The sequence below is a fragment of the Pedobacter sp. D749 genome (assembly GCF_019317285.1).
Lineage (GTDB): Bacteria > Bacteroidota > Bacteroidia > Sphingobacteriales > Sphingobacteriaceae > Pedobacter.
In genome coordinates this window covers 1,392,886-1,407,062 of sequence record NZ_CP079218.1, presented here as the reverse complement: position 1 = coordinate 1,407,062, position 14,177 = coordinate 1,392,886, and the positions used below count along the sequence as shown (strand labels likewise).

Sequence of the window (14,177 nt, the reverse complement as noted above, 5' to 3'; positions counted from 1 at the left end):
TTTTATCTTTGTTAGGTTGTTTAAATTTTAATTGAATAAACTGGTTCCATTTTCGGTTTGAACGGTATAAGCATCCAGCTTGAGCCCGAATTGTAATAAATATTTAGAAGACAGTTCTTCGATTAAATCCGCAATTTTTTCTTCTTTAACGATATTGATGGTACAACCACCAAAACCACCGCCCATCATCCTGGCACCCAATACGTAATCCAGTGGTTTAACAGCCTCAACCAAAAAATCTAATTCCTTACAGCTTACTTCGTAATCTTTGCTTAAACCTTCGTGCGTTTCAAACATCAGGTTTCCTAACCCCTGCAGATTACCATTTTCAAGTTGTTCTGCTGCTGTTAGTAAACGCCCTATTTCTTTCACTACAAAGCTGCATTTTGTAAATACCTCTTCATCTTTTGCCTTAACATGTGCTTCTAACATGCTAAGGTCTACATCGCGTAATGTATTTACATTGGGATAATGTTCTTTTACCCAGGCTACACCTTGCTCGCATTGGGCTCTTCTTTTGTTGTAAGCAGAATCAGCAAGAGCATGTTTTACATTCGTATTTAAAAGCAAAAGTTTGTAACCATCTAACTTTAAAGGGATATAAACGTGTTTCATTGATCGGCAATCAAGCATGATGGCCTGATCTTTTTTACCAAATACAGAGGCAAACTGATCCATAATACCGCAGTTAACACCAGCAAAAGTCTGTTCAGCCTTTTGAGCAATTAAAGCAATATCTATTTTTGGAACATCAAGCGAAAAAAGCTGACCGAGTGCAAAGCCAGTAGCACATTCTACAGCAGCCGAAGAGGATAAACCTGCGCCCAAAGGCACATCACCATCGATGTAAAAGTTAAAACCTCCTAATTGGTAACCTCTTTCTTTTAATTGATCGGCAACACCTAAAATGTAATTGGCCCAACTATTTTCTGATTTTTTCAGGCTTTTGATTGATGAAATATCAAATTGCTGATAACTCTCCGAAAATAAATGTATTTCATCGTCTTCTCTTTTTGAGATAGCTACATAAATGGCTTTATCTATAGCTGCAGGCATTACAAAACCGCCATTGTAATCGGTATGTTCGCCAATAATATTGATCCTTCCGGGCGAACGCACTAAAATGGGTTCAGCATTGAAAAGTTTTTTAAATGTATTTTTTAAATGTTGTGCATCCATTATGAATATTTTAGACTTCAGTTTTGCTGATTTTATAGTGTGTTGTAGACATTTCTTTTAAACGGTTGGCTGCAAACTCAGGGGTAATATCGCGTTGAGGGTTGGCAAGCATCTCATAACCGACCATAAATTTTTTAACTGATGCAGAGCGTAACAATGGTGGATAAAAATGCATATGCCAATGCCATTCTGGGTAATCACCATTGTTTACCGGAGCCTGGTGCATACCTGCCGAGTAAGGGAAAGATGTTTCGAACAGGTTATCGTATTTAGTGGAGAGGATTTTAATAGCTTCAGCCAGTGATTTCTTTTCCGTAGCAGTAAAAAGTTTAATACTATTGACATGTCGTTTGCTGATAATCATGGTTTCGTACGGCCAAACTGCCCAAAAAGGCACTAATACTGCAAAATGATCATTTTCAAATATAATGCGCTCGTTTTTCTTCTGCTCCAGCTTTAAATAATCGGCTAATAAACTCCTCCTATGGATGGCATAGTAAGTTTTCTGGCGTTCGGTTTCTTTGGCAATTTCCAATGGGATATCACCCTGCGACCAGATCTGACCATGCGGATGTGGGTTGCTACAGCCCATTATTTCTCCTTTATTTTCGAAAATCTGAATATATTTGATCCAATCGTTTTCAGCCAGGCTGTTAAATTCATTTTGCCAAACATTAACTACAGCTGTTATGCCCTCGACACTCATTTCAGGAAGTGTTAGATTATGTTTAGGGCTAAAGCTGATTACTCTGCAAAGTCCACGCTGGTTGTTGGCTACCAACAAATCAGCTTCATTCATTTCGCCAGCTGGTGTATCTTCCAACAAAGCGGCGAAATCATTGTTAAAAACAAAGCTCTCCGTATATTCTGGATTGCTATCGCCATCTGCCCTACCGTTTCCCGGACATAAATAACATTTAGGATCATATTCGGGGCGGTTATCTGGTGTGATGCCTTCAACCTTACCTTGCCACGGTCTCTTGGTGCGGTGCGGTGATACTAATACCCACTCGCCAGTTAATATGTTAAGCCGGGTATGTGGATTACTGTCAAGTTCGAATGTTTGGTTCATTTTATATTTTTCAACTGGTTAGAAAAAAGAGATCCACGTGGCTCTCCTATCTAGTTGGCCAAATTATAAAATTATTATTAATTGTCAAAACGACAATTAATAATAATTTTTATTTTCGTGAAAATTTGAACATATTAAGCCCTTTAAAACCCTGATAAAAAATGATTGAATATTCCAGGCAGCCACATTATCTTGTTGCTGTTGATTGCATCGTGTTTGGTTTTGACGGCGAGCACCTTAAAATTCTATTGGTTAAACGGGGTTTAGAACCCGAAATAAATAAATGGAGTTTAATGGGAGGTTTTGTAGGCGCTGATGAAAGTCCGGATGATGCAGCAAATAGGGTACTCAAAAAAATGACAGGTTTAGAAGGCGTTTACCTGGAGCAGATGCAGATTTATGGAGAGCCAGGCCGCGACCCCATCGAAAGAACGCTTTCTGTTGGCTATTTTGCCCTCATTGATATTCACAAATATGAGGCACAGTTAAGCGACGATTATGAGGCAGAATGGTTTTTGATTAACGACCGGCCAAAACTCATTTTCGATCATAACCAAATGGTTGCTGATGCCCGAAAAAAATTAAGGTATAAAGCTGCACTTCATCCAATATTATTTGAAATGCTGCCTAAAAAATTTACGATTCCACAACTGCATATCCTTTTTGAGGAAGTAAACGACACTAAAATCGATACCAGAAATTTTAGCCGCAAAATTACCTCTACAGGTTTATTAATTAAGCTGGCCGAAAAAGACAGAACTGGTTCTAAAAAAGGTGCATTCTATTTTAAATTAGATAAGAAGAAATATCATGCCAATTCGCAGGCTTTCTTAAACTTAATGCCAAATTTAAAGGCTTAAATTAATTTAACGTGGTTAACCTATTGTTCTTCATAATGATAGGTTAATCCTCCATCTACATAATAAGTTGATCCAGTTACATAAGTGGCATCATCAGAAGCAAGAAATGCCACTACCGCGGCCACATCTTCTACCTTACCCATTCGTTTTAACGGGATATTCTGCAATACCTTTTCCAGCTGTTCTTTATTATTCAATAAATCCTGATTGATCGGTGTTGAAACAGCTCCGGGAGCTACATTATTAATTCTGATATTAAACTGGGCTAATTCTGAAGCAAGATTTCTGGTTAACATCTTTAAACCTCCTTTACTTGCGCAGTAGGCAGTAAAATGCGGAAATGCGATTTCTTCGTGTACAGAGCTCATGTTGATTATCGTTCCGGCTACCTTACTTTTTCTACAATAATTTACAAACGACTGGATGCTAAAAAAAACACCTTTTAAATTGGTATTCATGATCAGGTCGTAATCTTCTTCCGTAACTTCCCAAAAGCTGGCTTTTTTTTCTACCCCCGCATTGTTGACCAGGATATCTAAATGGCCAAATACTGCTACTGCATCGGTAATCAATTTGGTGGCTGCATTGGCTTTACTTAAGTCGGCTTCCAAAAAAGCGGCCTTTCTACCCATGTCCTGTATTTCTTTGATAAGTTTTTCGCCCCGCTCATCAAATTTATGCCCATTTAAAATAATATCACAGCCATCTTTGGCCAACCTTAAGGCACATGCAGCACCAATTCCCTGACTACTTCCGGTAATTAAAGCAATTTTGTTTTCAAAACGATTCATAGTAAAATGTTATAATACATAAATGAAATTGATGTAAATATGTTTGAGTAAAACTGAAGTTATTAACAGGATTAATACATTAATATAAGTTCTCAAAAAAAACATCGTTATAGCTGTAATCATTTATTAGTATGTTTGGGTAACAAACACACAATAAACTTAAATTAATCTTAAAACATGAACATTACCAAAAACCTTTTATTTACTACGCTCCTAGCTTTGTTTACGCTAACCATGTACTCTTGTAAAACAAAAAAACTGGCAGCAAAGCCTGCTCCTGTACCTGTTGAAAAGCCTGCACCACCAGTAGAAGAGAAAAAACCAACGCCTGCACCAGAGAAAGAAGAAGCACCTGCTCCGGTTGAAAAGCCCAATTTTAACTTAGATAACATCCAGTTTGAGTTTAATTCATTTGTACTTAAAACATCATCATTCTCAATTCTGGATAAAGCTGTAGCAGAAATGAAAAAATCGCCAGATACAAAATTTATTCTTAATGGTCATTCATCTGCTGAAGGCACACCCGAGCACAACATGCAACTTTCTGTAGACCGTGCAAATGCCGTAAAATCATACTTTATAAATGCGGGTTTAAATGGAAATAATTTCACTGTTGTTGGTCATGGCGAGAAAGAGCCGATTAGCAGCAATAATAGCGAAGAAGGTAGAATGCTGAACAGAAGAACTGAAATAAAAGTTCAGAAGTAATTCTTAAAAAAATAAGAAAAAGGGCCATGATTTAATATCAATGGCCCTTTTTAATTTAGCGTATAATCGTATTCTTAAACTTGTTTCTGCCCTTCGACTTCAGCCTTTTTATGATATTTTCTGCTTTCCGGTCAGAAATTAAACGTTTATTTAACAGATAAAACTGGTTGCACTGTTTAAAAAAACTTTCCGAACCTTTCTTTGCAGAAAGATCCGAAGAGCATATTAATCATACTAACCAAAATAGGCTAATAGCCTGGGTTTTGGGTTAATACAGCATCTTTATTTAACTGTATTTCACCTAAAGGAATTGGCAATAACAAATTTTTTGTTGTTAAGCCTGTAATCGGTTTTGATGCATCATTAGCGTTTAAACGAAGTGCACGTTCTACCAAAGTTCCGGTTCTCATTAGGGTCATTCTTCTGTTTTCTTCACCAATTAACTCTCTGGCTCTTTCATCAAGAATAAAATCCTTTGTCATTTCAGAAGCACTAACCTGTGCAGCATTTGCTCTGGTTCTTAACACGTTAATTGTTGTTGCTGCATCTCCTGTTTTACCTTGTGCAACCTGTGCTTCAGCTAGAAGCAAATAAGTTTCACCTAAACGCATCAAGATAAAATCTTTGATCATGGCATAACCAAAGGTATCATTGGGATCAAAAGCGCCCCATTTGGTTGTACTTGGGCAAATATTGATTAACGTATCGGGACCGGTAAAAGGAACTTGTTTTCCGAATTTTGCTGCGTATTTAGGATCTGGATCGTTGTAATAATATTTTCTACGGATATTGTATTGCGAATTCCGAATATCATTTCCTTTATACAAACCATAAAGTACCCAATTACTTAGGCGCAACCTGCCAATCGAACGCCCGCCTAATGAATCGGCCAAAGCCATTCCCGCGATGTTGTAATAAGCAGCACCCCAAACCCTTCTTTGCTGCGGACTATCGGTAATACCGCCAACAACCGCAGTCGGATTTTCCTGTTCTAACACCCAAATAGCCTCTGTATTGCCCTGAACCCTTCTTTCATTTCCATATTGAAACATGTCTGAATAATAATCTCCTGGCTGGCCAGTTTTAACACCATAACGGCTTCTGATCAAGCTAAATTTTCCGCTACTGATAATGGCCTGTGCCTGCTGTTCAGCTAAATCAGGTTTCCCGATTCGAAGATAAACTTCAGCCAGAAGCTGCATGGCCATAAATTTGTTTGCCCTGCCATACATTTTGCCTTTGGAATTGGTTTTTACCGCTTCAATATCAGGAAGATTTGCTGCAGCAAAAAGCAAATCTGCTACGATGAGATTGTTTACATCAGCTATAGGTGCTCTCACAAAATCTGTTTTCGGGCCTGCTAATGCATGTGTAATCAATGGCACGCCACCAAACAAGGTTGCTAAGTTGTTGTAAGCATAAGCCCTGAAAAATTTAGCTTCGGCGCTTACCAGGCTTTTACCTTTTGCACTTAAGCTGGTTACACCTGGATTTTCAATTCCATCTACAATAATGTTAGTTAAGTTAACCATGATATAGTCTCTATTCCACATGCGGGCTGCACCACCATCTGTAGCGGTTAGCGTAGCATAATTATAGTATGGAATTTCTACACCTTGCTGGTTATTGGTTGCATTTGCAACATCAGTTCCAACCTGCCAAACGCTTGGCCAGCCCTGCTGATCGGACCAGGAAAAAATTGTACTGGTGTGGTTATATAAACCAATTAACGATGCTTCGAATCCAAGTGAATCCGTAAGCGTTAATGGTGTATATGATGAAAACGGTTTCTCATCTAAAAATGCTTTTTTGCAGGACGAAAACGCAACAAAAAGCAATGATAATGAAGCAATTATGGTTATATATTTTTTCATGATGATTGTAAATTAACGTAATGAAACATTTAAACCCAATACAAAAGTTCTTGTTAAAGGATAATTATTTGTCCAGTCTGCTGCAAATGCCTGTTGATTTGCATTGCCATCCCCTGATCCTCTACCATAAGTAGTTTGTTCAGGATCCCAACCTACCCATTTAGTAAAAGTATGCAGGTTACGGCCACTAGCATAAATTGTTAGACCACCTAAATGAAGTTTATCCAATAGATTTTGTGAAAACACATAACTTAAAGTTACATCCTTGATTCTGGTGTAACTTGCATCAGATGCATAGCCGTATCCTAAAGTGTTGTTGTAAGATAATGCGGGTCTGGTCTGACTCATATTTTCAGGCGTCCAGTAACCAATTTCAGCAGGCGTATTTCTTCTTCCGGTTTCATCACCATACCCCAGATCAGTATTGTTTCTGGTCATTCCTTGAGCGGTTTGAATGAAAATGCTCAGGTTGATGTTTTTGTAATGGAAAGTATTGGTTATACCACCGGTCCATTTTGGATCAATTTGACCTAGAATCGTTCTGTCATCAGCAGTAATTTTACCGTCGTTGGTTAAATCAGCAAATTTCAGGCTTCCTGGTTTTGCTGTTGGGTCTTGTTTAGAAACGTCCTCTCCTGTTTGCCAAACGCCAGTCATTTGATAATCATACACTACTCTGATTGGCTTACCTATAAACCATCTGTTTCCTAAATCGTCTTTTCCATCGCCATATAAATCTGTAATTTTATTTTTGTTAGTCGCAAAAACAAACATGGTTTCCCAACGGAAATCTTTACCAGCAATATTTTGTGTATTTAAAGTTAACTCTAAGCCTTTATTTGTTGTCTTACCTATATTTTCTGAAACTTTTGAGTATCCTGTAATAATAGGCAAACTTCTGTTAAGCAATAAACCACTTGTTTTATTTTGGTAAGCTTCAATACTACCATTAATCCTGTTATTAAGAATTCCGAAATCCAATCCGATATTGGCCGTTTTTGTAGTTTCCCACTGCAATGATATATTTCCTAAGTTATTTGGAATAACACCAATTGTACTTATGCCGTTGAAAGGGGAACGCGAGGACCCTTCAGTTGTAATCGTATTGTAAACACCAACAGCTTCATTACCTGTTTTACCATAAGATATTCTTAACTTCAGATTGCTGAAAACTTTAACGTTTTTCATAAAGTCTTCGTTAATAATGTTCCATCCAATTGCTGCAGAAGGGAAAACCCCATATTTAGTTGTGTTTGCACCAAAAACAGAAGAACCATCTCTACGTGCAGTCAAAGTAAGCAAGTATTTGCTATCGTATGAGTAGAATAACCGGCCCATTTGAGAGTTCAGCCCATATCTATCACGGTTAGATCCACTGGTTTGCGTAGCACCTGCACCAATATTATTTAAACCTAATTCATCATTAATGAAGCCAACCGCACCAGCTGTGGTAGAATTATAGTTACGCTCCTGAGCACTATACAAAGCAGTAAAATCAAAATGGTGTTTTTTAATGTCTTTAGAGTAAGTTAAGATATTTTCGATGGTATAGCTATTTGTAGATGCATTGAAACTACTTGCCGTACCGTTTAAATCATTCGCTAAACGGCCGATATAACTCCCTCTTTTTTCAGGAAAGTAAGTGTAACCTGCATTTAAACGAAATTTTAAACCGGTTAAAGCACCGGGAAACTTAACTTCAGCATAACCGTTTCCATTAATGTTGGTTGTTCTTCTAATTTGAGTAGTCGTTAAACCAAGCAATGGATTTGTGTACAACTGCTCCGGACTCATCGGATAAATTGTATATGTTCCATTTGTATTATACTCCTGACCGTAAGGACTCATCGCCGTTGCTAACAACAAGTTTGCCCTTCCACCGTCGAAGTTATTACTGGTTAAGAATAATGATGTACCTATAGTTAAAAAACTGGTTACATTAACATCCAGGTTAGAACGCAAACCTATACGTTTAAAATCATAACCTTTAATTACACCTTTCTGATTAAGATAATCGCCTGAAATGAAATATTTAACATCCTGTGATCCGCCCGAAATACTAACATTATGATCCTGAATTACACCTTGTTGAGTTGCTTCTTTAACCCAATCGGTTGTGGTGCCTGCATTATAAGCAGGAAGTTCTCCGATATTTGGAACAGGTCTTTGTTGTACCTGTCCGGTCTGTTTAAGCATATCAGCATATTTCTGAACGTAATCAGCACCGCTTCCTGGCTGCAAAATATGTGCAATATTATCAATACCAGCATAACCGCTGTAACGAATAACCGGTTTACCAGTTGTACCTCTTTTCGTTGTGATTAAGATAACACCATTTGAGCCATTGGTACCATAAATTGCAGTTGCACTCGCATCTTTTAAAATCTCAACAGATGCGATATCATTCGGATTGATGTCATTTAATGAACCACCGGTTTTGGTCAAAGGTACTCCATCCACAACAACATAAGGTCCGGTACCTGCGCTTATTGAATTCTGACCTCTGATTAATGCGTTTGGCTGGCTACCTGGAACTGAAGATGTCGTGGTAACATTAACACCTGCAACTGCACCTTCTATAGATTGTAAAACGTTGGTAACGGGTAGTTGCGACAACCGTGCTTTAGGTACAGAAACTACCGAACCGGTAACATCAGAACGCTTTTGCGTACCATAACCTATTACAATTACATCTTGTAGGTTTTTATCCTTATCCTCTGCAAGGATGATGCTCAGTTGCGTTTCATTAGCTACCAATACTGTATTGGTTACGTAACCTACAAAACTAATGACTAAACTTTCTCCTTTTTGGGCTGATATTTTGAAATTTCCATTGGCATCGCTGGCCACCACCTGTGTAGTTCCTTTAACACTAATAGATGCACCTGGAATGGGGTTACCTTTATTATCTTTTACTTTTCCGGAAATTGAGATTTGAGCGATTGTTTGTGCAATTGAATTGTTTGATTTACCTAAGGATAGGATTAAAACAAACAAAAACATTACCGCACACTTAGATGTGGCTAGTAGTTTTCTTTTCATTTTTTAAGATTATTTTGGTTAGTTAATAATTGAACCTCGAAGGAAATTCAAAGGGGAAGCCTATTAAAATATTTTATTAAATATTTAATCTGGCCGGATGTATAATTGTGCATGAATGATGAAGGGATTTATTACAGCAAAGTAGACATAAAATCCTAGTGGAGTGAGGGGTAATACGGTAATAAGTAGGGGTTAAATTGTTACTTTTTGTTAAAATTTCGCTTTTAACCCCTAATCTGAAGATTTTTTAACGTTTATTCTACGTTTAATTTTTTAAGTGTGTTTAAGATTGGCTGGTCAATTGCCTTTAACATATTCTGATCAGGTTTAATCAGTTCTAAAACTGCGATATCATTTTTACCTTTTTTTAGCCACTCTTGAGGAATATAAAGCGTTTGCTGTGGACCAATTGCCCAGTACTTCCCTAAGTTGTGTCCGTTAACCCATACTACTCCTTTTCCCCAATCGGTCATATCTAAATAAGTATCGGCAACGGTTGATAGCTGAAAGAAACCTTTCTGCAATGTTGGCCCATTTCCGTTAGCTTTTGATGAACCAGTCATGGTCAGGCGATCGTTGCCAAAAGGGAAGCCATACATCGACCAGTTTTTAACTTCGGCACCATCAAAAGTAACCTGTTCGGTAATTCCTTTTTTGTTTTCGAGTAAATACTTTCCAAAATTTATCCGGCCCATATTCTCCACAAAAATATCAAGCTGTACCTCTCCTGCCGGAAGATCTAATGCTAATGTATTCTGGTTTAGTCTGCGGTCTAAAATACCTACCCTTTTTTGATTAACAAAAATGAGCGCATAATCGCGCAATTGTTTAAGCTGCAGTTCGCCTTTTTTACCTCCCTGAATGGTGGTTCGGTATAATACGTAACCATAATCCTGACTAAGATCCTCGAAAGTTAAAGGTGCACTGTTTTTCACAGCCTTAGGCAATGCATTGAACAAAGCAACTTTAGTGGACAATTTAAAAGGTGCAATGGCCATGCTGGGCTTTGCAGTTGGAATTGATGGTAAACTTTGTCCTGCAGGAAGGTGTTTTTCGATCACACTTCTAAATGCCTTGAATTTTTCAGTCACATTTCCTGCCTCATTTAGAGGTGCATCATAATCATAGCTGCTGGTTTGTGGCTCATAAGGCGAAATATCCTTGTAGTTTGCACCATTCATAAAATCGCGGGTGGTTCCTCCATGAAACATGTACATATTAATCGAAATACCTGCTGTTAAAACAGAGTCTAACTTTTGGGTATATTCTGCTGCTGGAACAGTGTGATGAGGGGTTCCCCACCAATCGAACCAGGCAGGGTACCATTCTGCAATAAAATACGGCCCTTTGCCATTGTGATTTTCATTTACCAGTTGCCTGATTTTCGCTGGATTATCAATGCCGTTTAGTGCTGGCAGCAACCCATCTAAATGTCCATCCTTTACATCTGCTGCAGGATCGCAGGTATAAAGCAATCCATCAAAACCCGCTTCTATAAACATTTTGCGGTTGATATCTAAATAGTTTTTATCGGCGGCATACGAACCATATTCATTCTCCACCTGCACCATAATGATGTTACCACCATGGTTAATCTGCAATGGTGCCAACTGTTTACCAACTTCAATAATATATTTCTTATACTCCTCTAAATACTGCTGTTCGGTACTTCTTACCACCAGACCTTTTTCGGTTTGCAACCAATAAGGATAACCACCAAACTCCCACTCCGCACAAACGTAAGGGCTTGGTCTTAAAATAACCCATAAGCCTTCCTGTTGGGCAATTTTTACAAATTCGGCAATGTTGTTATTACCTGAAAAATCGAACTTTCCTTTTTGCGGTTCGTGAAAGTTCCAGAATACATAGGTACCAATGGTATTTAAACCCATTGCTTTGGCCATTTTCATACGGGTTCTCCAGGCTTCTTTTGGTACACGTGGGTAGTGCATCTCACCAGAGATAATCTGAAAAGGTTTTCCATCTAATAAAAAGTCTGTTTCTCCCAGCTTAAATGTATGTTTAGCTTGCTGGCCAAAAGCAGATAAGGAGAAACATATCGCCATCAACCATAGTAATTTTTCTTTCATTTTTTTTAAAAGTTGTTTTTAAGATGATCCGAATTTTGGGCAAAACAGTCCCTTTTTGCCTTGCTTTACGCAGTTCAATCATCAAGGTTTATATAAAAACTTTGTTTATTATTTATTTTTTAAACACGCTCAGATCCCATTCATCTGCCCAGTTTATCGAAATTTTATCCTGCTCAAATTTGATCGGCAACCATAAATAACGGCCATCAATTGCATTTTTTGGCTCCCATTTATCGGCCATAAAAATAAAATCTCCCTTTTTACCTGGTGCTGGCAATACATGTGTACTTTGCCCACCATAAGTTAGTTTAGCACCTTCGCCCTGGCAAGGATTTCCCATATAACTCCAGGGTCCCCAGATATTGTTTGCTTTGAACCATCTTGCCGGATTTGGCGCCCAGCCTGTACAGCCTGAACCAATCATATAATAAGTTCCATTTTTCTTGAACAAAGCTGGTGCTTCGGTTTGCTGCCCTACATAAATTCTGATAAATTTTCCGGTATGCCCTAAATAATCTGGCGTTAATTCTGCTAAATGCAAGGTAAAATTCTCTTCGGAAGAAAATACATGATAGGCTTTTCCATCATCGTCAACGAAAACGGTCATGTCTCTTGCCATTTGTCCGCCAGGTAAATCCCTGCAGAAAAAGCCATCACTTTTATTGGCTGGTTGCTGGCAGTTTACCATATCTTTTTCGGCTGTGCCTGATGCATAAAAAGGCATTTTACCTGGATTTGGGCGATAACTCTTAATGAAAGTATATGGCCCGGTTGGGCGATCGGCAACAGCTACACCTGATCTGGCTGCTGCATAACCTTTGCCCAAAAGTTCTAAGTGAAACCACATTACAAACTTTTTGGTTTTCTTGTTGTACACTACTTTAGGCCTTTCAAGGATACAGCCTTTGGCAATATCACTGGTCAAATCGTTTGAAACCGGCAAGGCAATGCCTTCATCTTTCCAATTGTATAAATCTTTCGATGAATAACAATGCACGCCTACCTGTGCCGTATTTCCTATTTCTCCTTCAATTTTATGTTCTCCAAACCAATAATAAACACCTTTATGCTCCACAATACCGCCGCCATGTGCATTGATATGAACACCTTTATCATCTTTCCAAATTTTACCTGGGGTAAAAGAGGTATAGGTTTGCTGTGCAGAAACAAAACTGTTTAAGCACAAACTAAAGGCGATAAATCCTAAAACAAAACTGATTCTCTTATTCATCATTTTAATTAACTAATTTTAATATTATATAGAAGTAATTACCTGCCTCTTTCCAACTGTTTATCAACGCTTTATTTATTTTAAACTAACACTATGGTCGTTATCAAAATTCTCGCCACTCCAGATCTTTTGTGCACTCCATTTTTCTGCCGGGTTAGCCCAAAAAGGATCTGATGCCGGCAACCCTAAAGGCAAGAAGATATTTGAAGCAATATATGGGCTACCCTGGTTGTTATAGAAATCGCCGAGATTGGGCTGATCGCCATATAAACCTATTGTTAACCATCCATTTTTATAGGTTGATGGGCTCTCTAAAGTTTTTCTGATTACTGCTGTTAAAGCACAACGTACCTGTGCCGGACTTAACTGTTTAGGCAGTGCTTTCCTCCAGGCCATATCAGCCAAATGATGAAATGCAGCTCCACGATAAATAATAGAGCGACCAGTTGCAGGATAAGTGCCATCGGCGTTGATTAATCTTTCCTGAATGATGGCATATCGTTCATTACGTTTTTTAATTTTCCCGAACATTTCCTTATAACTGCTCGTTTTAGTACCAATGATATTTGCTAAAGTTGCCAGATAAGGATGGATTACATAACTATTGTAATAATCGAAGGCGAATGATGTTCCATCGCTATACATTCCATCGCCTGTGTACCATTGCTCCATTTGCTGTAGAGCATAATCAACACGCATAGAGTCCCAACTGTAACCAAATCTGGCTAAAAAAGCCTCGTTCATCGCTGAGAACAGTAACCAGTTAGAAAAAACGGGCTTGAATCTTCTGGTCGTTACAATAGACTGCATCATCAATGCCTGGTTTTTCTTATCCAGGTTTTCCCATAGCCATGGTGCACGAACTAAAGCAAGTGCCACATAGGAAGCATCTACCAATTGTTGCCCACCAATATCAAAGTTCATAAAATCTTTGGCGTTAGAGTCTAAGGCATTTTTTAAGCCCTGAATAGCCCATTCACGATATTGTTTCCTTAAGGCAACTTCTTCAGCTGAACCTCCTTCTAACTGTAACCATGGTGCAATACCACTTAAAACCCTACCCAAAACTTCCACATATTGTACTTTAATGCGGTGTTCTTTATTATCTACGTGGATAGAGGTAACCTTAGGCATCACAATCCTCAAACTGTCTTTAGCCAGATTATATAAAACAGGTTTCACCATCTTATCCATTTGCTGCAACCAAAACTGCCTGTCAGTTAGCGCTGCACCTTTATTATTTTTGGCTTTCTTTTGTGCAAAAACAGATCCACCAGCCAAAATGATGAATAAGCCTGCAATCAAGATATTTTTAAGTCTCATTTTCTCT

The 14,177-nt window shown here is 38.3% G+C and carries 10 protein-coding genes; 2 read left to right on the top strand and 8 right to left on the bottom strand.

Annotated features, from left to right (window positions below):
• Positions 1-27: 27 nt before the first annotated feature.
• Together KYH19_RS05760 and KYH19_RS05755 are read right to left on the bottom strand one after the other, a co-directional pair.
• On the bottom strand, positions 28-1,179 hold the full coding sequence (locus KYH19_RS05760) for a galactokinase (RefSeq protein ID WP_219077935.1): 1,152 nt from the start codon (positions 1,177-1,179) through the stop codon (positions 28-30).
• A 10-nt stretch (positions 1,180-1,189) separates the two neighbouring features.
• Complete coding sequence (locus KYH19_RS05755; RefSeq protein ID WP_219077934.1) at positions 1,190-2,251, bottom strand: UDP-glucose--hexose-1-phosphate uridylyltransferase; 1,062 nt, start codon at positions 2,249-2,251, stop codon at positions 1,190-1,192.
• 161 nt (positions 2,252-2,412) lie between these two features.
• Between KYH19_RS05755 and KYH19_RS05750 the strand changes: the two genes are divergently transcribed.
• Positions 2,413-3,111 (top strand): NUDIX domain-containing protein, encoded by a 699-nt coding sequence (locus KYH19_RS05750; protein WP_219077933.1) that lies wholly within the window; start codon positions 2,413-2,415, stop codon positions 3,109-3,111.
• Positions 3,112-3,131: 20 nt separating this feature from the next.
• On the opposite strand, the gene KYH19_RS05745 is transcribed toward KYH19_RS05750, so the two are convergent.
• Positions 3,132-3,902: an SDR family NAD(P)-dependent oxidoreductase gene (locus KYH19_RS05745; protein ID WP_219077932.1), complete on the bottom strand. Its 771-nt coding sequence runs from the start codon at positions 3,900-3,902 to the stop codon at positions 3,132-3,134.
• A gap of 177 nt (positions 3,903-4,079) precedes the next feature.
• Between KYH19_RS05745 and KYH19_RS05740 the strand changes: the two genes are divergently transcribed.
• Entirely contained in the window at positions 4,080-4,610 is a 531-nt protein-coding gene (locus KYH19_RS05740; protein ID WP_219077931.1) for an OmpA family protein, read from the top strand.
• 248 nt (positions 4,611-4,858) lie between these two features.
• Here KYH19_RS05740 and KYH19_RS05735 read toward each other — a convergent pair whose 3' ends face one another.
• The 5 genes from KYH19_RS05735 to KYH19_RS05715 form a co-directional block, all read right to left on the bottom strand.
• Positions 4,859-6,484, bottom strand: coding sequence for a RagB/SusD family nutrient uptake outer membrane protein (locus tag KYH19_RS05735; RefSeq protein WP_219077930.1), 1,626 nt, complete (start codon positions 6,482-6,484; stop codon positions 4,859-4,861).
• A gap of 12 nt (positions 6,485-6,496) precedes the next feature.
• The gene (locus KYH19_RS05730; RefSeq protein WP_255562567.1) at positions 6,497-9,526 is read right to left on the bottom strand and encodes a TonB-dependent receptor; all 3,030 of its coding nucleotides are present in this window, start codon (positions 9,524-9,526) and stop codon (positions 6,497-6,499) included.
• 254 nt (positions 9,527-9,780) lie between these two features.
• The gene (locus KYH19_RS05725) at positions 9,781-11,616 is read right to left on the bottom strand and encodes a beta-galactosidase (RefSeq protein WP_219077929.1); all 1,836 of its coding nucleotides are present in this window, start codon (positions 11,614-11,616) and stop codon (positions 9,781-9,783) included.
• Positions 11,617-11,728: 112 nt separating this feature from the next.
• Entirely contained in the window at positions 11,729-12,847 is a 1,119-nt protein-coding gene (locus KYH19_RS05720) for a glycoside hydrolase family 43 protein (protein ID WP_255562566.1), read from the bottom strand.
• 75 nt (positions 12,848-12,922) lie between these two features.
• Complete coding sequence (locus KYH19_RS05715; RefSeq protein ID WP_219077927.1) at positions 12,923-14,170, bottom strand: DUF2264 domain-containing protein; 1,248 nt, start codon at positions 14,168-14,170, stop codon at positions 12,923-12,925.
• Positions 14,171-14,177: the final 7 nt, after the last annotated feature.